Genomic DNA, 23,186 nt, shown 5'->3' on the forward strand with positions numbered 1-23,186 from the left:
GAAGAAATAATATGCCAAATAATAGATTGTATCCAGAAGATGATAATACTGGAGCATCAAGTAATAATTTAGATTGCACATATGATAATTGGGACTTTGCGAGCTCTTATTTTAGAAATGTCCCATATAATGATGTTTTTGATGAAAATGAAAATGATTTTAGAGCCGATTTACCACAAGCATCAATGGGAGTTAAACAAATGGAACTGAAAGATTATGGTCCACTGCCTTTAGTAGTTAATATTGATAAAGCTACCAAGCAAAACACCAATTTTCGTACAGCTTTATGGACAGGAAGCCATCTTCAAGTTACTTTAATGAGCATTAATGTTGGTGATGACATAGGTTTAGAGATTCACCCAGACACTGATCAGTTCATACGTATTGAGGATGGACAAGGAATTGTTAGGATGGGAAGAAGCAAAGACAATCTAGATTTTCAAGCAAATGCCAGTGATGACTTTGCAATCATGATACCTGCTGGCACTTGGCACAATATCATAAATACAGGGAATAAACCACTTAAAGTTTATTCTATATATGCTCCACCTCACCATCCACGTGGTACAGTTCATGTTACTAAACCGACTGAATAAGTTTCTGAAAAGAATTAACCATAATTAAGAATAAAAGACTAATGTCTAACCTTGCATGAATTTATGTCACAAGGTTAGACTTCTTTTTTTTCAAATAATGATGAAAGCAGTAGTAATCCAACTACTGCTTTTTAATATTAATTCAAATACTTACATACCTAATTGGAAAGAATTACAATCAGTACATTCCTTTTGTTTAGGATTTGATTCATGAGTTCCTACATTTATTTTGTCTAACGTACAATAATCTTCTCCTTTGCTGTGCCATTTGCAAGGTTTTACTGAACAACCTATACTTTTATTACATGACATATAAATCACTCCTTTAATTATATTTCTGTAATATTATTTGATTAAACTTGTATTTTATGCTTTTTAAAATAACGCAATACTTGCTTATAATTCTATTTGTGTTTAAAAATAGTAGAATAATATTATGTAATTATGTCTATTAGCTTGATTTGTATAACTATGATATAACAAAAAATAGTAACCTACATATAAGAATATGAAAGTTACTATTTTCTATTTATATTTAGGGAAATATTTATGAAAAGGTTTTATCAATATTATAATTTTATTATAATATGCAATTGTGTCAGTATGGTGGCAAATTCAAAAAAGAATACGGCATGAATAAATTAATTTCATATGTATTCCAGGTGATTAACTGGTAGCTTATGCTCAAATATTTCTGGTGATTTCTTGATGAATTTAGAAATAATTAAACTTGGGAAATGAAAAAAGATTTCCCAAGTTATCATTTAAGAATCTGGTATTTTAAAAATTATCTAGAGGAAGTTTTACATCTCTTTGTTAAAGTTAAGCTATTTAATATAATCTCCTTTTTTACATATTGGTTTTTCCCACCATCCAAATGCAACTATTACCTTATCAAGTTTTAAACTTGATGATTTTATGATTAAAGTATAACTTCCACCTGGAGCTTCTATAAATTTTCCATCTTCCTCGCCTACTAATGTTGTATTAGGAGGTACTATTCTTTCATACACATTAACTCCATCTTTAGGAACCATGGCAGTAGATTCAATAAATCGAATGTTTACCCTATTTTTTGGTAGTGGCTTTAAGGCAGTATTAGTTGGAGAAACCTTATGGGATGTGCAGGCTTTTTCAGGGAAACTAGTATTTAACCATATTTGAGCAGTTAAATAGTCATTAGATAGATTTGAAATAGTAAATACATTTGCATATAAGTTGACATCTGAATTACGTGGATTCGCTAAACCGGCCCAGGCATTTGATTCATTACCAACCCATAAAGTCTCTGTTTGACCTACAAAGTATTTTCCTTTCATCGATTCATATAAAGAAACAGGAATACTAACTACTTCTTGTAATTTGGTATCTTTATTATCTAGGATATAATTACTATTATTTTCTAACATCAATCACATCTCCTATGAATTTTTTTCATATGCGTTACTATAGCTTGTCTTTATATATAATATTCCGTAAATGTTGAAATGCTAATAGGTTATTCATAAGATTTATAATGTTATGTTTACTGTACCTGGATCTAATATTGCAATTTTATCAACAGAATTGCAATATTAGATTTAATTGAATTTGATTCTATTACCTCCTGGTTACCATCTATTCTAATCATAAAAATCGTTGTAGCAGAGTTATTTTAAATGCTGTATGTAACCATTTTCAGATATTAAAAGATTATTGAAACATTGGCCCAGTATATGGTTCATATGGAAGGAGAATTGCAACTCCTGTTTCATCTACTTTATAGGGTACACCTTCAACAGGATTTCTATTATGAACTAAATTCAATCCTACGGTATATATTGTATTAGCCATATCAGCTGTTTCCTGTGAAGCAGTACCTAACATGAAGCCTTTTGAAACTAGTTCTTTAGCTTCAGATATTCCATCTACACCAACAACGATGATTGATTGGGATTTAATTCCAGTATTATAGCCATATTTTTGCAACGCTTGAACAGCACCGATTGCCATAGAGTCATCATTTGAAATTATCGCTTCTATTTTGTTACCATATCTTAAGAACAATGCATCAATGGAATCTTTAGCAAATGTTGTGTTCCAATTCAAAATAGGAGATGCAAGTTGTTCTGTTTTTATAAAAGCTTGATTAATAGTTGAAACTGAGTATGTTGATCTATCGATGGAGGTTTTATTAAGTTTTTCGCCAACGAGCAATACATATTGTAATATATCATCTTTATTTTTATCAATCAAATCTTTATGCTTGTTCCAAGCATCGACAATCATTTTCCCTTGTATAGTACCGCCTTGTACTGAATCTGTTCCTACATAAAAAGCCTTTTTATACGATTTAATTGTTTCCATTGAAAATGGTACTCTATTAAAGAATACTATTGGGATGTTATATTGAGAAATTTTGGTAATAATCTCTCGTATTTCAAGTAGATTAACCATATCTAGTAATATAAGATCAATGCCGTTATGAAGTGCGTTATCAATATCTGTATTTTGTGTTGATTGATTATAATTGGCATTATAAAAAGAGAATGCAACTTCTTCAGGATTATTCTTTTGAATATCTTCAAAATTTTTGCGAAGGAGTATCATGTAATCATCATTAAGGTCTCTTGTAAATAATCCGACTCTAACAAGAGCGCCTCGACGATAGTTTGTGCTAGCATTTGTAGTCATATATGTGTTATTTCCTATCATTATAATCAATATGATTGTAAATAAAGCTGCACTTAATATTCTTTTAAATGATTTCATTTAAAGCCTCCTTGCCAGTTGTTATATAGCTTTATTATGCGTTTTAGAAAGGAGTTTATTCTAAATCTTTTATTTATAAAAGAAAATATTTGTTACATAAGTAAAGATAATTTATAATGGTATTTAATAAAAAGAAAATTTATTTATGATATAAGAGGAATTTAGATTATGAAGTATTTTGATATTGAAGGTAAAGAATATAAATTGGTTATAGGAAATGGTGAAGATGATATATATAGAAGGAGCTTTAATGCTTTAACTGAGAAAACATTTGGATTTAATTTTGAAAAATGGTATCAAGATGGATACTGGAAAAATCAATATATACCTTATTCGTTAATGGATGGAGATAAAGTTGTATCAAATGTATCAGTTAATATAATGAATTTTGAGGTTTATGGAAAAACAAAACGTTATATTCAATTAGGAACGGTGATGACTGACATTGATTATAGAAATAAGGGACTAGCTCGAGTAATTATGGAAAAAATAATTAAAGAATGGAAAGACAAGTGTGACTTGATTTATTTATTTGCTAATGATACGGTTTTTGATTTTTATCCTAAATTCGGTTTTGATAGATTAAGTCAATATCAATGTGAAAAACTAGTAAATATCGAAAATGGACATGGATATGCGAAAAAATTAAATATGTCTGATAAAGGGGACATGTCACTGGTGTTTGAGAAAGCTAATTCTTCAGCTTCATTTGCTAAGGTTTCTATGCTTGGTAATGCAGAACTGATTATGTTTTATTGCACTTTATTTATGAATGAAAATGTTTATTATATTCAAGATTATGATGCCGTTGTAATTGCAGATTTTGCCGAGGGTACAATAGGATTATTAGATTTTTTTTGCAAAGAGGAAGTTTCTTTAGATAAGATACTTAATTATATGGTAAATGAAAATATAAAAAAGGTAAAACTTTATTTTACACCGAAAGAGACAAGTTCTTATACACTCACTCAACTAGGGGAAGAAGATGTTTTATTTGTTCTAGGAAGAGATAAAATGTTATTTGCAGATAAACAATTTATGTTTCCTGTATTGTCTCATACTTAATTGAAAAAGTTTGAGCAGAATGTTAAGGGGTGCTAATTCCAAATTCTTAGCTGGGGATTAGAAGATAAATAGTAATTTGTGGAGGTTGTTTTATGAATGCCGGATGGTCAGATTTAAATAAAAGAATACAACTACAGATAAAGAAAAAAGATACTTTTTATGCAGGAATTGATACATTACTGGAGTTAAGAAAAGAATTAATGAAAGAAATAATGTGTTTTAAGGAATTACTAAATAGAGAAGATTTTAATACAATGCCTTTTATTAACGCGAAAGGGTATCATAATAAAACAATTGCCTATTCTTTGTATCATATTTTTAGAATAGAAGATATAGTATCCAATTCTTTGATAGGAAAAAGAGAGCAGATATTTTTTAAAGATAACTATCGTGAAAGAATGAAGTCACCTATCATGACAACTGGTAATGAATTGATTAAACAAGAAATTTCAATATTTTCATCAAAACTAGATTTGGATGAATTATATCAATATATTAGCGATATTGATGTTTCTACAACACAATTACTAAAAGGACTTTCATATGAGGACTTAAAAATAAAAATGAATGAACAAGATGAGAAACTGATTAAGTCATTGGATGTAGTTAGTAATGATGATAATGCTGTTTGGTTAATCGATTATTGGTGTGATAAAAATATTCAGGGCTTAATTCAAATGCCATTTTCACGACATTGGATAATGCATATTGAAGCCAGTCTTCGTATTAAAAATAAAATATGCAAAAGCTGACAAATTCCAATTTATTAGTAAGATATAATTATTATATAAATACGTTTTATTAGTATAATAAAATTAATAACACAACTAAAATATCGCATTATTTCGGATGAATTTGCGGTGTTTTTTTGTTGCACAATTCTAAAATATTACTCAATGTGTTTTATGAAGTAAAATGTTCTTTGAAAATTGAATAGTGCAATTATGGAGGAACATGTTAAAATAAGAAGATATTTGTAGATAATAAAATTAAGGATGTATTAAGAGAATATTGTTTAAAAATTTACTAATAGCTATCGAAAGAAAAAATATTTAAATGAAAGCCGAGGAGTAAAATGAATAATAAAACGTATGAGAATAAAATGCCCATTTATTTAAAAGAAACAGTTGATCAGCAAATTGCAAAAGCAAGAGAACTTCAAAATAACAAAACTATAAGTTTTTCTTTTTTTACGGACCCACATATTACTGAAGCATCGACTTTTGCAGACATAGAGGCCATTAATTATATAAACAATAATATGGATATTAAATTTACAGCTTGTTGTGGAGATAATTTAGATAATGGAATAACAAAGCAAATTCATTTAGATACAGCAGCAAAATTAATTAATAAGATATCTTTCGATAATTATTTTACAGTTAAGGGAAATCATGATGATAACTCGATAATTTCAAATGGAACAGATAATGTAAAATATACCATGATACCACAAGAACAATATAATATCATGTTTAAAAGGTTAGAGGGAATTGTTAAATTTGATGAATCAAATAGAGAAGGAATGTATTATTACTATGATATGCCAGAATATAGGGTCAGAGCAATTTTTTTAAATTCTATCGATATTCCATATATTAAAAATCAATATAATAAGGCAGCATGGAAGTATGATGGACAAAATACTTATGCTTACTCAAATACTCAGTTAAACTGGTTAGCACACATTGCATTGAACATACCAGATGAGCAATGGAAGGTTATATTTTTTACGCATGTTAATCCATTTCCAGAAGAAATGATAGGTGCAGATAATCTTGTATATAACGGAACTGTAATGTTAGATATTATTGATGCATTTAAGATGGGAACAAAATATAATTCTATAGCAACTACTGGAGACTTTGGACAATCAGTTTCAGTAGATTTTTCTTCACAAGGACTTGGAAATGTTATTGCATTTTTCTATGGACATACACATAGTGAACAAGTATTAACAAGAAAGGGGATTAAATATATTAGTACATGGAACGATGTGCCTAGAAAATCATTGAGTAATCCTAACGCACCAACAAGAATGATAGGTACAACATCAGAAATATGTTTAAATATTGTCACAGTAAATTTCGACTTAAATAAAATTTTTATAACTAAAGTTGGAGTAGGGGATGATCTAGTAATTAATATGTCATAAATATTTCTCTTATTATATATTATAAAAATGAATTTGCGATTTTTAAATATTACTAACTATCCAGAAAAAAATAGTAGCAAATAAAGATATCTTCTCTATATTAAATGAGACTTGATGAAGTACGTCGCAAGTAAACATTACAGGAAAATTGAATAATGTAATATTTACAAAATGTGCTATAATTAATTCATAAATAGTAAATACTTGTAAATTGTGATAGTAAGCAATTACATGGAGGATAAATGGAAGAGTATACAATTGGTCAAATTTCTAAATTACTAGGCGTAAATAAAGAGACAATTCGATATTATGAAAAGTTTGGATTATTACCATTACCTGAAAAAAAAGAAAATGGCTATAAAATATATACAAAACGTCATATTGAAGTAATGGAAGTAATTTTAATAATAAAAGATTCAGGATTTACACTAAATGAAATAAAAAATATTATTACTTTCCCGGAGGAGGAGTTAAATTCTCAAAATGATTTATTAAAAGAAATAATATTTAAGAAAATAGACGTAATTGAAAATAAAATTGAAGATTTATATAGTTTAAAAAAGGGATTGGAAAAGGTTGTATACAATATTGAAAATTATAATATAAGAAGTTGTATTGAAATAAAGAAAAAAATAAAATAAAGAGAGTATTGACTAGGGAGTATACTACAGGGTTTATTATATTAACAAATACAATGTAAAAAAATTGAGGAGATGTTAATATGATAGGTTATTTTAGTTCACTCATATGTGCAGTGATTACTTTTGGAATGTCTTTATTACAGTTATCCATTACATTTGGTGCTCCATTTGGTGAATATGTTCTTGGAGGGCAAAATAAGGTATTACCCCCAAAAATGCGTTTTATAAGTGCCACTTTATTTTTTATATTCATCTTTGTTGGTATGGCTTATTTGCAAAGATGTAATATATTATATATAGGGTTTAACTCTATGTTTGTGAAAATAGTTATAATAGTGAATACTCTATTTCTCGCATATGCAATTGTAGGGAATGGAATGCTAACAAAAAGTAAAAAAGAAAAATATGTAATGACGCCATTTGCAATTATACAATTTATATTAAGTGTAGTTTCCTTAATTTCTATATAGGGAGAATAGGAATGTCTATTAAACTATTCATAATATTTAAGTTTGATGAAGAACATAATTATAAATGTATAAAGTGCTTGCATGTATATGATATTTTTGAAAATAAATTCAATTATGGACTACGTGGATCATCATATAGAAAATGTCCTAAATGCGAAAAATACTCATATGCGAAATATGTAAGGAAAAATTAAATAATATGTGTAAGCGTATTATTGTTGGTACAGATAGTGGAGCTAAGGTTATAGAGAATACGTAGTTTTTAACATAATTTATATAAGATTTTTATGATACATACACAAAAAATCACAGGTCCGAATGTCACATTATTCAGAAATGAGAATGTGATTTTTTATTGTACAATTTTAAAATGCTGCGCACTATGTATAAGATTTGAAGTAATTAATGTCCTTTGATAATTTATTAATGTAATATTTATAGCGGATGCTGCTAATAATTTATAATAACAAATTGAATTATATTTATGATGATTTTAAATAATAGTTATTTATATATACCACATAGACTACATAGTTCTTTAAAGTTTTAACTAATTATATATCTAATAATTGTGAGGTGAAAAAATGGATGCAATAAGTATAGAAAGTCTAAAAAAATCCTATGATGGACATACTGATGCTTTGAATAATATAAGTCTTGTTATACCTAAAGGAGAGATATTTGGTTTTCTTGGTCCTAATGGTTCGGGGAAAACAACCACAGTGAGAATTCTTAATGGAATTCTTTCAGCAACATCAGGATATGCAGAAATTCTAGGGACACCTGTTAAGGAAAATAATCTTGAGATTCATAGATTATGTGGAGTTATGACTGAGAGCTCCTACTGTTATGAAAATCTTACTGCCAGACAAAATCTTATATTCTTTGGGAGTATGCATGGAATAGAGGAAAGATTACTTAATGAACGTGTTGATTACATATTGAAAAGGCTGGAGTTATTAGATGTAAAAGATAAGAAGGTGAAATCTTTCAGTACAGGAATGAGAAAGAGAATTTCTTTAGGTATAGCATTGATTCACAATCCTAAAGTTTTATTCCTTGATGAACCTACCTCTGGTTTAGATCCAGAAAATGCGCTGAATGTTACAAGGCTTATAAAAGAACTTGCAGAGGAAAATGAAGTTACAATCTTTCTTTGTACTCATCAATTAAAATATGCTGAAGATATCTGCACCCTATATGGTTTTATAAACAATGGGAATATCCTTGGTTTAGGTACCTTTGATGAACTTGCCTCAAGAAAAAATGCAACTCTTCAATTAAAAATTAGAGGCAAGAATATTTCGGAGAAACTTGGATTTGTGCGTGAAAATAGTGTTTTATATAGTAAAGCCATTTTAGGAGATAAAGAAGCCAATACTCTTATACAAAGTATACTGGCAAACGGTGGAGAAATTTATGAGGCTATGCAGCAGAAGTGGTCTTTGGAACAGCTGTATTTTAAATATATAAAAGGTAGAAATGATGATGAAACTTTATAGGTTTGGAGTGGTTAAAGTATGAATAGAAATGAAAAAGCATTGATATATAAAGATATAAATGAAATAACAAGTTCGAAAAGAGTTATAATGCCTATGACCATTGTACCAATTATTCTTACAATAATCGTACCCCTAGGAATACTGATAGGTGCAAACTTTGCTCAAAATGATTCTAGCATGATTACGAAACTGGCACCTCTTTTAAAAAAGCTGCCTTTAGAATATACAACATATACTCCAGCTCAATTATTAATAAAAGTAATGATAAACTTTATGTTTCCTTCATACTTTCTTATAATTCCTATAATGTGTTCAGGAGTAATTGGGGCTAGCAGTTTTGTTGGAGAAAAGGAGCATAAAACTCTGGAGTCTCTGCTTTATACACCAATATCAATGGAACAACTGCTTAGAGCAAAGATTTTAGGGGTTTTTATACCATCATACATAGTGACTTTGATTTCATTTATAGCCATAGGAATCGTATTCAATATAGGAGGATTTATATATTTTGGAGGACTTATTTTTCCAGATATAAAATGGCTCATAATTATACTTTGGATTTCACCTGCAATCAATTTACTATCGTTGATATTTACTGTTATGGTATCAGCAAAATCAGAAACCTTCCAAGAAGCACAACAAGTAAGTGGACTTCTTGTTATTCCTGTGATTCTTTTATTAGTGGGCCAAATGACAGGTGTACTTTTACTTAGCAACCTTGTTTTGTTTCTAGGAGGAGGTATTCTCTTGATACTTGATTACATATTAATGAAGAGGATTGCTTCTAAGTTTATTCCAGAGAAACTAATTTAACTAAATCTAAAGTTTTTTAATTTTGTATCAGAATGCAAAGTATGGGATTTCACTAGTAGATTTTTCTGAAGATTTAGTACGCAACTTGTTGATAGGACGTAGTAAATAATAATAATATGTTCTTTGAAAATTGAATAATGTGGTATTTGCAATATATATTATAATTGATGGTGATGGTAGTTAAATGTAAACTAATAATTATTACCTTCAGCTTTATTTTACGTAATAAATATATGAATATTAATATACGTATTACGTAAAATAAAGCTGAAAGGTGGGTGAACAATGAAAAGATTTGCTGTTATATTCTTGATTTTTTTATGTTTAACCTTTAATGTAATTAAATTAATACCTGCATTCGCAGTTGGAAATGTATTTACCGAAGGCATTTATAAATTATCTGATTTTAGTATTTCAAAGACTGGTATTTATACCATTCAAAATGTGTCTGAAACCGAGGGTATGTATTTATATATTTTAGATGAAAATCAAGTTGTAGTGGAATCAATACGATTAGTACCAAGCATACAAAAGCTCGATATAGTACCTATCAAGCCTAACTATATCATTTTAATAATTGGTAAAGGAGAAGTATATATTAATCCAAAATCAACATAAATGGTGACTTTATTTAACACTTTAACTTGAGAGGGATGTATTTATGAAGAAGTTTATTATTTTATTCTTAATTTTTTTATGTTTATTCTCTAATATAATGGGAATAAAACCTGCATTTTCAGTTACAACTACCTTTAAGCAAGGTATTTATAACTTGTCTGATTTTAAGATTTCGCCCGGTAATGTTTATAATGTTAGTAATATTTCAAAAACCAATAGTGTCCGTGTGTTTATTTTTGATACAAGTTATATTCCAATCCAAGATATAAAACTAGAGCCTAATTCACCCAATATTGATACAGTACCCATGAGGCCTGAGTACATATTTGTAGTAACTGGTGGTGGTGAAGTAACTATCACTCCAAAATCACCATAAATAGTAACTTTGTTTAACTCGTAATTAAAAGTTATCACAGTCTTCAAAAAAAGATAAGTATTAACTGATGAATTCTTGTACTTATTAAAATTTATAATAAATACAACTTTAAAGACTATACTTGTAACAGTGTATTTTTATATTATGAATCAATAAAAATAAATAGCAAATTGTAAAATCGCATTATTCAGAGCTTGAATTTGCGTTTTTTTTACTTCGCAATACTAAAATATTATGCACTATATAAAATGAGTATAGAAATCTAGAATTGTTTTTTATAATTGAGTAATGCTATGTTTACAATATATGCTATAATTGATTTATAATGGTGATTTGTAGCATATTTTAGAAGGGGGATTTTAGTTGAGTAAGAAAAGATTTCAAATGCCTGTTGCTGTACACCTTTTGCTTACTAGAGAAGGTAAAATATTATTGTTAAGAAGATTTAATACAGGATATGAAGACGGAAATTATAGTGTTGTGGCAGGACATTCAGATGGGAATGAAGATGTAAAATCAGCAATGATAAGAGAAGCAAGAGAAGAAGCAGGAATAGAAATTACACCAAATAATATCCAATTTGCAAGTGTCATGCACAGAAAATTAGACGATGAAAGAATTGATTTCTTTTTTGCAGCAGATTCGTGGGAGGGTGAAATAGCAAATATGGAGCCAGAAAAATGTGATGATTTATCATGGTTTGAAATTGATAACCTTCCTTATAACATTATCCCATATATAAAGCAGGCAATAGAAAATTACATAAATGGTGTGCAATTTGATATTTATGGGTGGTAATAAATATACTGCTTTAGAGAAATTAATTTCAAAATATAAATAATACTTTAGTATATATGGAGGTTATTATGAAAATTACTTTAATAAGACATGCAACTTGTTTGATTGAATTTGAAAACACAAGGTTTTTATTAGATCCTATTTTTTATAACAAGGGAACATTATCACCAGCAAATGGTGGACAACTTATTAATAATCCTTTGGTTGATATGGAGACCAAAGATGTTGATTTAAGTAACATAGATGCAATATTATTAACCCATCCCCATAGAGATCACTTTGATGAAAAGATTATTGAAATTTATGGAGAGAATGTGAAAATAATATGTCCTTCTTATTTTGAGGAAACTATTAGTAATGTAGGTTTTAATAATATTTTATCAATAGATGATACTATTGAATTTAAAGATATTAGTATTAAATTAACCAATGCAAGACATGGCATAGGAGAAATTGAATCTATAATGGGAAAATCATTTGGATTTATTCTTGATAGCTCCAATGAAGGGAAACTATATATAACTGGTGATACTGTATGGTGTGATGAGGTAAAAACAGTATTAAATGATGAAAAGCCAGAATATATATTGGCGTTTTCAGGAAATGCAGTATTGAATGGCAATAAAATTACTATGGGTAAATACGATATAGAGCAAATCTTAATCAACTCAAAAGATTCCATAGTTTTACCAATTCATCTAGAAGCCTGGAATCATTGCATTCTTAAGAGAGAAGAATTAACTAATCTTAGTCCTAGAATAAAGGTATTAAACAATAGTGAAAGTATAACATTAAGTAATAAATAGTTTATATTATTGGACTAATATATTTTATAAAAATATATATCAGACTTAAATATCGCATTATTAAAAGAGAGATTAATTTTGCGATTTTTTATACGCAATTCTAAAATATTACTCATTATTCTAATTTGACGAATCAACAAATCACTCACCACAAAATTGTGGTGAGTAAAACTCCTTGGTTATAAATTAAATAATTAATATTTACAAAATATATTAAGTTAATTCAAATATTGAAAGTCATAGTAACTATGTTGATTAGTTAAAATAATATTAGGTAATTATGAAATCAAAATTGTTTAGGAGGTAGTTATGGAACAGAAAAGAATTGCTGGAGAAAAATCAGCAGAGTATATAAAAGATGGAATGACATTGGGATTAGGTACTGGTTCAACAGCTTATTATATGATTAATAAAGTTGGAAAATTGATTCAAAGCGGTATGAATTTAAAGGGTGTAGCAACTTCAAAAAGTACTGAGAATTTAGCAAAGGAATTAGGTATTCATTTTGTAGGTATGTTTAATAGGCAGTAAAATATGAGGTTGTGAATTAGGTTCTAAACGAACAGCTTGTTGTGTTCGTTCACTATCATCAAAAATAATCAAATAGGAGTCATAACTAGGCGAAACATTCTGGATAGTATAATTAACATTTTCCATTAGGTTCAAATCCTTTGGCGAATAAAATCCTTCTGAAAATGATTTTGAAGCTGCTACAGTGGTTACCGAGTATATATTAAAAAATAGAAATAAAAAAATAGAAAATACCATAAAAAATCTTTTCATTAGATTAACCACCTTTCATAACTTAAAGTGAGAATAGAATTAAATTACTCAATTTCTATTATGTGATAGGTGAAAAAATATATTCATCATAATAAATATTTAAATCCGTAATACTAATAGGTTGAATAAAAAAGAACAATTAAAGATTATAATTATTTAACATATTCATAATAAGGTATTTTAATCGTAATTCCTGTTTCATCAAATTTATAGTCAATATTATTGAGAGGAGCTCTTCCAGAAGCTAGATTCATTTAATGGATGATTCATATGTAGAGCCATGGGAATCGGTAAGAAGTTAATGAGTTTTATTGAAAAGTACGCTCAAAAAAGAGAGTGTTACTTCACTATGCTTGTTTCAGCTTACAGAAGGAAAGAAGCTCATAAATTTTATGAGGCTATTGGATACAATAATGATGTTGTAAAAGGATATAAAAAATATTTATAATATAGAGAGCGCTTGCATGTATATGATATTTTTGAAAATAAATTCAATTATGGACTACGTGGATCATCATATAGAAAATGCCCTAAATCTGGAAAATAATCCTATGTGTGAAATATGTAAGGAAAATTTAAATGAAAATAATACTCTTTGGATTTTGAAAAATGTAGTGTTTACAAAATATGATATAATCAACTGGAATATAAATGGTAATTTGTAGGGGAGTAATGGTGATAAATAGCTGGGAAAAATTATCAGGCGGTAATTTAACAAGTGCATATAGACAAAATGAAACAGTTTTGAGGGAACAAAAGGCTTGGAGTCCAACAATACACTTTAACCCAGAGAAAGCATATATATATTGAAAATTGAATAATGCTATATTTACAATTTGTGCTATAATTGATTCATACTAGTAAATTATTGTGAATTAAACTTTAAGGAATTTATAGATGGAAGGGTAAGGCACATAAAGATGAATAAAATAAAAGTATATCAATATGACGCATTTTCAGATACTCCTAATAAGGGAAATCCTGCAGGCGTTGTTTTAAATGCAGATAATTTGTCGGATGGGCAAATGCAAGAAATCGCATATAGAGTAGGATTTAATGAAACAGTTTTTGTTGTTAAATCTGATAAGGCGGATTTGCAGATTAGATATTTTACACCAGGTCATGAAATTAATTTATGTGGACATGGTACTGTTGCAACATTATACTCGTTAAAATCAAAAGGACTAATAAACAAGAGTGATAAGATAACAATAGAAACAAAGGCAGGTATTCTACAAGTTGATTTCTTTGAAAAAGATAAAACGTTATATGTATTGATGGAGCAAGCTCTTCCTATTTTTAAACCTTTTAAAGGCTCAATTGAGGAACTTTCATATTCAATAGGACTGAACCCGGACGATATTGATACATCTATCCCGACTGTTTATGGTAGTACTGGGACATGGACATTACTTGTTCCAATAAAAACTTTAGAAGCCTTTTCACGTATGATACCACAAAACAAGTTGTTTCCAACTACATTAAAGGAGATGCCACAATGTTCAGTTCATCCTTTTTGCTTAAAAACTATAAAAAAACATACTCATATGCACGCAAGACATTTTTCATCTCCATTTTCAGGAACAATTGAAGACCCAGTCACAGGAACTGCGTCAGGAGTAATGGGCGCATATTATATAACCTACATAACTCCGGGTATGAATGCTCTTGAACTGATAGTAGAGCAGGGGGATGAAGTGAAACGAGATGGTGAAGTACATGTTCATGTTACTAAGAAAGATAATGATATAAAGGTTGCTATATCTGGAACTGCTGTTTATACAGATGAAATAACAATTGAGTTCAAATGATAATGTATAAAGAAACTCAATCTTCTTAAATCATGAATCAATAAAAATAAATAACGTATTATAAAATCGCATATCACTATGAATTTGCGATTTTTTTCTGTGTAATTCTAACATAGTACATAATATGTAAATTGTGCTTAGAATTAAGTAAAAAATAAGTTACTTAAAGTAGGAAACTATCAAAATAAAATTTTTAAGCATTACAAGATGAAAGTTAGAGAGGATGAAGAAGAATAATTAAAGATTCTATAAGATTCCATCTCGTGTGGAGTATTGTCTCACTGAGGAGGGAAATTCTGTGGTTCCTATTTTGCAGAGTATTTGCAGATGGTCTGAAGCCTATCACAAGGAAGATAATGAAAATAGAATGACTCAATGTGAAAAATGTGACTATAAACAAGGAAAAGGGGCATTTTCGCCTGAAAATAAAGTTGATTCGAAACCCAAACACGGTGGCTCTGAATAGTATTATATGATTTTAGAGTTTTAATCAGATGAAAACTGGATATTATGATATTTACAATTTATGCTATAATTGATTCTAAATAGTAAACTAAAATGAAGTAAACATTGTATGAAGATAAGTGGTTAGCTATTTTGAAGATTAGAAATAAAAATATATGAGATTTAAATATAAGGAGGAAATAAATTATTATGGGGTTTAATATAGTTGATATGAATACTTGGGAGAGGAAAGATTGCTTCAATCATTTTTTTAATAATGCAAAATGTACATACAGTATTACTGTTAATCTTGATATTACTAATTTATATAATTATACAAGATCTAATAAGTTAAGACTTTATCCAACCTTTACATGGATTGTTTCAAAAGCTATAAATAATTATAAAGAATTTAAAATGGCCATAGATGAAGAGGGTAGGTTAGGGTTTTTTGATGAAATTGGTCCGAGTTATTCTGTATTGAATGATAAGACTAAAGTAATGAGTGATATGTATACAGCTTTTAATAATGTATTTTTGAGTTTTTATGAAGACATGGTAAATGCTTTGAACAGTTATAAAGAAGATAATAATTTTACAACACAATTTCAGAAGAATTTCTTTATTGTCTCATGTCTGCCTTGGTTTAATTACACATCTTTTAATGTAAACAATGAAGGAAGTAGTCCTTTCCTGTTTCCGATGGTAACATGGGGGAAGTTCTTTGAGGAAAATAATAAAATTATTATGCCAGTAACTATCCAAGTACATCATGCAGTTGCTGATGGATACCACTGTTCATTGTTTTTTTCAGATGTAATGAAAATATCATTAAATCCAGAACAATATTTAAAGTAAATTCAAAAACGTTTATCATCCCCTTTATTTTAACTTCATTATGAATCATTTGATATTTTAATGGAAAATATAAATCAGACATAATCTTTTTAGAGCGTTTGATTTATCCTATGAAATTAACATATTAATATTAGATTCAAGAAAGGGAGTATATAAAGGTTTATGAGCATAATACTTAAAATTTATAAACGGGATATAAAAAAAATAATATCTAATAAGCCTCTCATGATTATAATAGCAGGATTACTTTTTGTACCTGCCTTATATGCATGGATTAATATAATAGCATCTTGGGATCCTTATGGTAATACCAAAGGATTGCTAGTTGCAGTAGTAAATAATGATAAAGGTTCTAAGATTCAAAGCATAGAAATCAATATAGGTAATGAAGTAGTAGATAAACTAAAGAATAATCAAAGCATTGGCTGGACTTTTGTTGATGAAAGTGAAGCTGAAAGTGGAGTGAAATATGGTAAGTATTACGCCAGTATAACCATACCTGAAAATTTTTCGAGCAATCTTCTATCTATTACAGCAAACGGTGAACCTACTAAGGCTAATTTAATTTATGCTGTTAATGAAAAAATTAATGCTATTGCACCTAAGATTACAAAAAGCGGACTAACTACTCTGCAAAGTGAAATAACTAGCTCCGTTACTAAAGAAGTAAGTAACACTGTGCTTAATTATATGAGCGCCTATGGTGTTGAACTAGAGCAGCTTAAGCCTAAGATGGAGGAATTTATAAATATGGTAAGCAATATAGATGCTAATCTTCCTCAAATCGGAGAAGGTATAAATAATGCGTATAATGGAGCTGTAGATATGAATAATTTCATAAGAAATATTCAGGAAAATGTACCTAATATAACAAATTCCTTGAATAATGCTCAAAATGTTATAAAGTCCAGTAATGACTTTTTTAGTAAAGTAAATGGCACTATAAAAAATATATCTCCATATATAAGAACTGACTTGGCTGGAGCAAAAGCTAATGCGGACACAGTGAAAAATAATCTTAGCAGCATTAATAATTCTATAAATACAGATGTTAAAGGGCAGCAGGAGGCTTTAAAGTCTTCCGTTAATAATTTAAACAATGCAATATCTACTATTAATAATGATATAAATATACTTCAGTCTGTAAATAACATGTTACATAGTAATTTACTTTCTAATTTCATAAGCAAAATGCAAAATATTAGAGATCAGCTGGTTCAAAATAAATTGAATCTGGATAATGTTATAAGTGCTTTAAGTAGTGGTAATGCAATTTCTTCTGATGCAGTAAATTCTGCTATACAAAATATAGATAAAACCTCTCAGCTTATAGATGAGTCAATAAGTAATTTTGATAACACTATTTCTCCACAAATAAATAATCTAGTAAATAATACAACAGATATGGCAAATAATTCGTTAGGGCTTTTAGAAAGTGCAAAAAATAATATGCCTTTAATTAATAGTTTATTAAAAGACGCAAATATCGGTACTGACCTAGGGGCAGCACAGCTTAAAGATATTAAGGATAAATTTCCACAGGCTCAAGAAACCATTCATAGCAATGTTGAAAAATTTAAAAATTTGAACAATGATCAGAAATTTAATGAACTTACGGATTTTTTACATAAAAACACAAAAGATGTAAGTGATTTTTTAGCAAATCCAATTGAGCTAGTGCAAAATAGAGTATTTCCTATACCTAATTATGGATCAGCTATGTCTCCGTTCTATAGCACTCTTGCTATTTGGGTGGGGGGATTTACACTGCTTTCTATATTGTCTATACATGTAGAACCTTTAGAAGATGGTAAAAACTTGGCAACAACAAAGATGTTTTTTGGTAGGTTTTTAACCCTTGCTACTCTTTCATTACTTCAGACTATTATTATTATTTTAGGAAATTTTTTTATCATTAAAACTTATGCCGTAAGTCCAGTGGTATTTTTAATATTTTCTATGTATGTGGGGCTTGTGTTTATAATGATTATCTATACTCTGGTTTCCGTATTTGGAAATGTTGGCAAGGCTTTAGCATTGATTATAATGGTACTTCAAGTTTCGGCATCAGGTGGAACATTTCCAATACAACTTACACCTAAGTTTTTTCAAAATATAAGTCCCATGCTTCCTTTTACCTATGCTATAGGCGGAATGAGAGAAGCGGAAGGCGGAATTATTTGGAGTTCCTTATACTATAATGCAGGAATTTTATCTATATATTTTTTCATCTCAATAATAATTTCTATTTTTCTAAAGGAAAAGGTCAATAAGAAATCTGAAAAGTTTGTTAAAAGGATGAGAGAAAGTGGATTGGTTGGGGAATGAGGATAAGTGGAGATTTTTCTAAGAGGGAAATTTTAAATAGTTTAATAAATAGCTTTCACTGAAATATTATAAATCATTAATATGATCATTACCCCATTGACATAAGCACTGCAAGACAGGCATAATGCTTAAACCTCTTTGGGATAGAAAATATTCTACCTTTGGAGGAACCTGGGGATATTCTTTTCGAATAATTAAATTATCTAATTCTAATTCTTTTAACTGTGTACTGAGCATTTTATGAGTAATTGTTCCAAGGTGACGTTTCAACTCACCATACCTTAGAATTTGTTTTTTCCAAAGCCAGAATAATATATGCATTTTCCATTTACCGTCAATCAAAGACATTGCATAAGCAAATGGTTTAATATTTATTTCATCATTCATGGTTACTCTCCTTTTGGGTAGTATCTAACAAAAAAGTGCATACTTGTTATGAATTATATATTAATTTATCATATAGACAACAAATATTCAAGGAGGATAATATTATGAAAAAAGAGATACAAGTATTTGATTATGCAAATGAGATAATGAGAGCACTTAAAACAGGGGTTTTATTAACAACAAAGGTAGATGATAAAGTTAATTCTATGACTATTTCATGGGGAACTTTAGGAATAGAATGGGGAAAAGCGATTTTCACAGTCTTCGTGAGGGAAAATCGATTTACAAAACATCAACTTGAAAAAAATCCTGAATTTACGATAAATATACCGTTTGGTGAGTTCGATAAAAAAATATTGGGGATTTGTGGCACAAAATCGGGTCATTTAAGTGACAAAATTAAAGAACTAAACTTGACATTAGAGCCATCTAATAGCATTTCAGTTCCTGCTATTAAGGAACTTCCGCTTACACTTGAGTGCAGGATCGTATATAAACAAAAACAAGATGAGAGGGAGATTAAAGAAGAAAATAAAAATAAATTTTATCCACAAGATGTTGAAAGTTCATTTCATGGCGCAAACAAGGATTTTCATACAGCTTACTATGGAGAAATTATAAGTGCATATATAATTGAATAATATATTCAAAAGTTTTCAATGTAATATTAGAATATATGTATAACGTAAAATTAATAAATTACAATATAAAGTTAAATATTATAAATACAAGGGTAAAAAAGATAATATCTTTTAGTCTTATATTTATGGTAGGGTTAATCCTTTGTATTGTGCTGTCTTGGGGGGGCATAATTTGGTCCCCCTTTATTTTATATATACAGCAGCCTTTTCACCAATATTTCATGTCTATGTATTCGTACAATTGCCTTATACGATAATTCCTATAGCAATAGAAATTAAATTTAATCTAACAATAAATGTTGTAATTGAATCATATTGGTAATTAGTATAAGATTGAATTATAGGCATTGGTAAAAGTGGAGTACAAAATGTTACATAAAGATTCAATAATTAAGGATTTGGATTATCCAATAAGTGAGTATTGGATAACTTCTGGTTCTGCCTTATTAATGCATGGAGTGAAAAAAATGCTTTAAAGAATTTAAATGTAGTATTAGTTCTGAGTGCTCGCATAATTAGGAGGAGATACAGTGAAGAAAAAACAACAAGTAGACAAGCGATTATTAGCAGAAACATTGACTGTTATAATTGTTACTGTTTTATTATTTTTAATATTTAATAATCTTAAAGCAATCATTCCTGTAATTCCTATAATATATCTTTTGATTGAGAAAAGAATAAGACATCGTTCTTGGGCGGAGATAGGGTTTAATATAAAAACTGTCTTAATTGATATAAAGAAAAATTGGCACTTTATTACATTAGCTGGTGTTATTTCACCACTTCTAACATTTTATATAGGAAAGTATTGTATAACAGGATATATTGAACACGTAAAATCAAGATTACCAATGGATGTAAAAGTAATAATACCTGCAATAATATCTATCACAATAGGTACATTTTTAGAGGAAATTATTTTTAGAGGATTTATTCAAGGGAGATTACAATGGTTTATAGAACCAGTTAAGGCAATTATAATTTCATCCTTACTTTTTGCTTTTATGCACTACTCAGATGGAAGCATTGCTATTGTAATATCTGATATGTTTGGAATATTCATTGATAGTATATTATTTGGAATTATTTTTACAAAAACTAAAAACATATTTACTTCGTGGATTGGCCACTACTTTAGTGACCTTATTGGTATGATATGTTTATTATTTCTTATATAGTATTTTTTATATTGTGAGCCAATAAAATTAATGACAGATATTAGTATCACATTATTCAGAATGAGAGAGGGTTATTTGTGTTAAAGCACTGAAATATCTAACACTATATTAATTTGAAGAAGTAACAAAGCACTCACCACAAAATTGTGGTGAGTAAAACTTTCTATTAGATAAGTAGTTAAAAAAACCTTACAAAATATGTTATGGTTAATTTATAATGGTAAATAAGTGTGGTATTCGTGAAGGAGAAGTATTATGAAAGTCATAAAAATAGGGTTGATTATTTTTGTCATATTTGTTTTAAGCATAATTCCATCATGGTTTGTATATACAAGATTTTGTTTGGACAAATATTTGATGAAAGATAATATCTTATTATTTGGGAACAACACCTATATTTGTAATGAATACTGGTCACCCACAGATGACGTAAACCTCGGGAAGACGATAGGTATTGGGGTAGGTGAAAGTAGAACAATAACAGACTTAATTTGGCCATTTTGGGTTATAGAGTATAAAGATGATACTGAACATGATAGCCTTTACCTTAGTGGACTTATGGGTTCTGGAGGTAAATATAAGAAAGTTCCTAATTCTAATAATAGTAAGTAACTACGAGATAAGCACTATTTATAATACCTGCAGATAAATGTAATTTAACAATTAGTTATTATTAAGGAGGTAAAAATGAGCATTAGAAGTACAGCAAAAGCAATTATTATAGATAAAAACAAAATTTTATTAAACAAATGTTTTGATGAGTATAATGGAAATTATTATTCATTACCAGGTGGAGGGCAAGATACATATGAAACTCTACCTGAGGCAATTATAAGAGAATGTCTTGAAGAAACTGGATACAATGTTATTCCAATAAGGTTTTCTGCTTTATATGAGGAAATATGCGATGACCCTAGAACAAAAGAGTTATATCCTGAATATATCCATAAAATGTATCATATTTTTATTTGCAAATTAAAAGATGATATAAAAGTCAAGCCTACAGAAATAGATGATATGCAACTTAAAAGTGAATGGATTGATATAGACAATTTAAATCAAATACGCTTATTACCTAGTTTTTTGAATGATAATATTTTAGAAATGATAAATAGTGAGATTACTAAATTTTTCGGTTCTGAACATATACCTTATAATCACGGTTAAAAATATTTCTCCAAATAAGAAATAATTTAAAGTTAAGTATATAAATAGTAATTTGATGGGGGATTAGATGAAAAAGCGACTTCTTATTGTATATATTTAGATGATGTTCTTATTGGTGCAACAATTCTTTGGATTAATGATAATAATGAAAACTATTTAGGGAAGCTATTTATTGATCCTGATTATGAGGAAATGGGGTTGGAATAAAAGTTTGGAGTACTGAAACGCCTATTTTTTCTCGAAGGAATCATAATTTCTATGTTAATAAGTGTGGATTTCATGTGATAGAAATAAAAAATCCGAAAGATTTAGAAGAAGGCAGCTTTATCTTAAAAAAGGTGATTTCATAAATTCGAATTTGGAGTTATCAAAAAAATTTATATTTGAAAAAGCTATTGATTGAACAGATACGATGAACCGCGTCATATTATATAATATATAAATCCTCAAGCTGGAATATAAAAATAGATAAATTGGATTCTGAAATTAAAATAGCAGATTAAAATATTCATAAGATAAAATGGCAATAATGATAGCTAGAGGAGGCTATAATATGAAAATAAAAACTAATCAAAAAGCATTAATATTATTAGTTATTATGTTTATAGGTTTTCTGTTCACATTATTTTCAAAGGATATACCTATAATGATTATATTGCAAAGCGGATTTGAAGCAGGAGTGGTAGGTGGATTTTCAGATTGGTTTGCAGTAGTAGCACTTTTCCGTCATCCATTAGGTATCCAAATTCCACATACTGCATTGTTACCTAGAAATCGTCAAAAAATAACTACAGCTTTGGTTTCAATAGTAGAAAATAACTTACTCAATAAATCAAGCATTATAAGTAAAGTACATGAGTTAGAAGTTGTGAAAAAAATATTAAATATATGTAAAAAAAGTATATATTCTAATGAGGGGAAAGCAGCCATATCACATATTATTAAAGGGGTTATAAATTATATTCCCATAATAAAGATTTCTTCTTATGTACTTATAT

General features: G+C 28.6%; 31 protein-coding genes. 27 read left to right on the plus strand and 4 right to left on the minus strand.

Translation table 11 applies throughout. The features are described 5' to 3' along the window. Positions 1 to 11: 11 nt before the first annotated feature. The gene (locus CLCHR_RS15330; protein ID WP_079440711.1) at positions 12 to 596 is read left to right on the plus strand and encodes a cupin domain-containing protein; all 585 of its coding nucleotides are present in this window, start codon (positions 12 to 14) and stop codon (positions 594 to 596) included. A gap of 150 nt (positions 597 to 746) precedes the next feature. Here CLCHR_RS15330 and CLCHR_RS15335 read toward each other — a convergent pair whose 3' ends face one another. From CLCHR_RS15335 to CLCHR_RS15345, 3 genes are all read right to left on the minus strand, one after another. Continuing rightward, the gene (locus CLCHR_RS15335) at positions 747 to 908 is read right to left on the minus strand and encodes a DUF1540 domain-containing protein (protein ID WP_079440712.1); all 162 of its coding nucleotides are present in this window, start codon (positions 906 to 908) and stop codon (positions 747 to 749) included. 515 nt (positions 909 to 1,423) lie between these two features. After that, positions 1,424 to 2,005, minus strand: a complete 582-nt coding sequence (locus CLCHR_RS15340; RefSeq protein ID WP_079440713.1) for a DUF6143 family protein — start codon at positions 2,003 to 2,005, stop codon at positions 1,424 to 1,426. Between the two features lie 283 nt (positions 2,006 to 2,288). After that, positions 2,289 to 3,347 carry a galactose ABC transporter substrate-binding protein gene (locus CLCHR_RS15345; protein WP_079440714.1) on the minus strand — a complete coding sequence of 353 codons (1,059 nt, stop codon included), beginning with the start codon at positions 3,345 to 3,347 and terminating at the stop codon, positions 2,289 to 2,291. Between the two features lie 168 nt (positions 3,348 to 3,515). On the opposite strand from CLCHR_RS15345, the gene CLCHR_RS15350 reads away from it, so the two are divergent. The 20 genes from CLCHR_RS15350 (at position 3,516) to CLCHR_RS15445 (ending at position 18,815) form a co-directional block, all read left to right on the plus strand. Beyond that, positions 3,516 to 4,412 carry a GNAT family N-acetyltransferase gene (locus CLCHR_RS15350; protein ID WP_079440715.1) on the plus strand — a complete coding sequence of 299 codons (897 nt, stop codon included), beginning with the start codon at positions 3,516 to 3,518 and terminating at the stop codon, positions 4,410 to 4,412. A 92-nt stretch (positions 4,413 to 4,504) separates the two neighbouring features. Continuing rightward, positions 4,505 to 5,164, plus strand: coding sequence for a phage head-tail adapter protein (locus CLCHR_RS15355; RefSeq protein WP_079440716.1), 660 nt, complete (start codon positions 4,505 to 4,507; stop codon positions 5,162 to 5,164). 323 nt (positions 5,165 to 5,487) lie between these two features. Continuing rightward, entirely contained in the window at positions 5,488 to 6,567 is a 1,080-nt protein-coding gene (locus CLCHR_RS15360) for a metallophosphoesterase family protein (protein ID WP_079440717.1), read from the plus strand. A gap of 242 nt (positions 6,568 to 6,809) precedes the next feature. Beyond that, a complete protein-coding gene (locus CLCHR_RS15365) occupies positions 6,810 to 7,208 on the plus strand; it encodes a MerR family transcriptional regulator (protein WP_079440718.1) in 399 nt (132 codons plus the stop codon). 80 nt (positions 7,209 to 7,288) lie between these two features. Further along, on the plus strand, positions 7,289 to 7,678 hold the full coding sequence (locus CLCHR_RS15370; protein ID WP_079440719.1) for a hypothetical protein: 390 nt from the start codon (positions 7,289 to 7,291) through the stop codon (positions 7,676 to 7,678). Positions 7,679 to 7,689: 11 nt separating this feature from the next. Beyond that, positions 7,690 to 7,872 carry a hypothetical protein gene (locus tag CLCHR_RS15375; protein WP_079440720.1) on the plus strand — a complete coding sequence of 61 codons (183 nt, stop codon included), beginning with the start codon at positions 7,690 to 7,692 and terminating at the stop codon, positions 7,870 to 7,872. A 390-nt stretch (positions 7,873 to 8,262) separates the two neighbouring features. Next, the gene (locus CLCHR_RS15380) at positions 8,263 to 9,180 is read left to right on the plus strand and encodes an ABC transporter ATP-binding protein (protein WP_079440721.1); all 918 of its coding nucleotides are present in this window, start codon (positions 8,263 to 8,265) and stop codon (positions 9,178 to 9,180) included. Between the two features lie 18 nt (positions 9,181 to 9,198). Then, a complete protein-coding gene (locus CLCHR_RS15385; RefSeq protein ID WP_079440722.1) occupies positions 9,199 to 9,993 on the plus strand; it encodes an ABC transporter permease subunit in 795 nt (264 codons plus the stop codon). A gap of 285 nt (positions 9,994 to 10,278) precedes the next feature. Next, entirely contained in the window at positions 10,279 to 10,611 is a 333-nt protein-coding gene (locus tag CLCHR_RS15390) for a hypothetical protein (protein ID WP_079440723.1), read from the plus strand. Positions 10,612 to 10,654: 43 nt separating this feature from the next. Beyond that, the gene (locus CLCHR_RS15395) at positions 10,655 to 10,987 is read left to right on the plus strand and encodes a hypothetical protein (protein ID WP_079440724.1); all 333 of its coding nucleotides are present in this window, start codon (positions 10,655 to 10,657) and stop codon (positions 10,985 to 10,987) included. 363 nt (positions 10,988 to 11,350) lie between these two features. Beyond that, positions 11,351 to 11,785, plus strand: a complete 435-nt coding sequence (locus CLCHR_RS15400) for an NUDIX hydrolase (protein WP_207652326.1) — start codon at positions 11,351 to 11,353, stop codon at positions 11,783 to 11,785. Positions 11,786 to 11,853: 68 nt separating this feature from the next. After that, the gene (locus tag CLCHR_RS15405; RefSeq protein WP_169896815.1) at positions 11,854 to 12,591 is read left to right on the plus strand and encodes an MBL fold metallo-hydrolase; all 738 of its coding nucleotides are present in this window, start codon (positions 11,854 to 11,856) and stop codon (positions 12,589 to 12,591) included. A 309-nt stretch (positions 12,592 to 12,900) separates the two neighbouring features. Beyond that, complete coding sequence (locus tag CLCHR_RS15410) at positions 12,901 to 13,122, plus strand: sugar phosphate isomerase family (protein WP_242966104.1); 222 nt, start codon at positions 12,901 to 12,903, stop codon at positions 13,120 to 13,122. A gap of 532 nt (positions 13,123 to 13,654) precedes the next feature. After that, positions 13,655 to 13,822 carry a GNAT family N-acetyltransferase gene (locus CLCHR_RS15420; RefSeq protein ID WP_079440727.1) on the plus strand — a complete coding sequence of 56 codons (168 nt, stop codon included), beginning with the start codon at positions 13,655 to 13,657 and terminating at the stop codon, positions 13,820 to 13,822. 49 nt (positions 13,823 to 13,871) lie between these two features. Then, positions 13,872 to 14,039: a hypothetical protein gene (locus CLCHR_RS15425; protein WP_169896816.1), complete on the plus strand. Its 168-nt coding sequence runs from the start codon at positions 13,872 to 13,874 to the stop codon at positions 14,037 to 14,039. Positions 14,040 to 14,049: 10 nt separating this feature from the next. Further along, positions 14,050 to 14,184 carry a hypothetical protein gene (locus CLCHR_RS25470; RefSeq protein ID WP_278337008.1) on the plus strand — a complete coding sequence of 45 codons (135 nt, stop codon included), beginning with the start codon at positions 14,050 to 14,052 and terminating at the stop codon, positions 14,182 to 14,184. A gap of 110 nt (positions 14,185 to 14,294) precedes the next feature. Then, positions 14,295 to 15,185: a PhzF family phenazine biosynthesis protein gene (locus tag CLCHR_RS15430; RefSeq protein WP_079440729.1), complete on the plus strand. Its 891-nt coding sequence runs from the start codon at positions 14,295 to 14,297 to the stop codon at positions 15,183 to 15,185. Positions 15,186 to 15,438: 253 nt separating this feature from the next. Next, positions 15,439 to 15,651: a winged helix-turn-helix transcriptional regulator gene (locus CLCHR_RS15435; protein ID WP_139376246.1), complete on the plus strand. Its 213-nt coding sequence runs from the start codon at positions 15,439 to 15,441 to the stop codon at positions 15,649 to 15,651. A gap of 188 nt (positions 15,652 to 15,839) precedes the next feature. Then, a complete protein-coding gene (locus CLCHR_RS15440) occupies positions 15,840 to 16,487 on the plus strand; it encodes a CatA-like O-acetyltransferase (protein ID WP_079440730.1) in 648 nt (215 codons plus the stop codon). Positions 16,488 to 16,649: 162 nt separating this feature from the next. Then, entirely contained in the window at positions 16,650 to 18,815 is a 2,166-nt protein-coding gene (locus CLCHR_RS15445) for a YhgE/Pip domain-containing protein (protein WP_079440731.1), read from the plus strand. Positions 18,816 to 18,881: 66 nt separating this feature from the next. Here CLCHR_RS15445 and CLCHR_RS15450 read toward each other — a convergent pair whose 3' ends face one another. Further along, positions 18,882 to 19,202, minus strand: coding sequence for a winged helix-turn-helix transcriptional regulator (locus tag CLCHR_RS15450; protein WP_079440732.1), 321 nt, complete (start codon positions 19,200 to 19,202; stop codon positions 18,882 to 18,884). A gap of 104 nt (positions 19,203 to 19,306) precedes the next feature. Between CLCHR_RS15450 and CLCHR_RS15455 the strand changes: the two genes are divergently transcribed. The 6 genes from CLCHR_RS15455 to CLCHR_RS15480 all read left to right on the plus strand — a co-directional run. Continuing rightward, the gene (locus tag CLCHR_RS15455) at positions 19,307 to 19,843 is read left to right on the plus strand and encodes a flavin reductase family protein (RefSeq protein WP_079440733.1); all 537 of its coding nucleotides are present in this window, start codon (positions 19,307 to 19,309) and stop codon (positions 19,841 to 19,843) included. Between the two features lie 530 nt (positions 19,844 to 20,373). Continuing rightward, complete coding sequence (locus CLCHR_RS15460; protein ID WP_079440734.1) at positions 20,374 to 21,021, plus strand: CPBP family intramembrane glutamic endopeptidase; 648 nt, start codon at positions 20,374 to 20,376, stop codon at positions 21,019 to 21,021. A 255-nt stretch (positions 21,022 to 21,276) separates the two neighbouring features. Further along, entirely contained in the window at positions 21,277 to 21,633 is a 357-nt protein-coding gene (locus CLCHR_RS15465) for a hypothetical protein (protein ID WP_079440735.1), read from the plus strand. A gap of 75 nt (positions 21,634 to 21,708) precedes the next feature. After that, positions 21,709 to 22,188, plus strand: coding sequence for an NUDIX domain-containing protein (locus CLCHR_RS15470; RefSeq protein WP_079440736.1), 480 nt, complete (start codon positions 21,709 to 21,711; stop codon positions 22,186 to 22,188). A 123-nt stretch (positions 22,189 to 22,311) separates the two neighbouring features. Beyond that, a complete protein-coding gene (locus CLCHR_RS25580; protein ID WP_341456910.1) occupies positions 22,312 to 22,395 on the plus strand; it encodes a hypothetical protein in 84 nt (27 codons plus the stop codon). A 346-nt stretch (positions 22,396 to 22,741) separates the two neighbouring features. Continuing rightward, positions 22,742 to 23,186 (plus strand): DUF445 family protein (locus tag CLCHR_RS15480; protein WP_139376247.1); only part of this gene is annotated, 445 nt, incomplete at its 3' end.

Origin of the sequence: Clostridium chromiireducens (assembly GCF_002029255.1) — a bacterium.
GTDB lineage: Bacteria > Bacillota > Clostridia > Clostridiales > Clostridiaceae > Clostridium > Clostridium chromiireducens.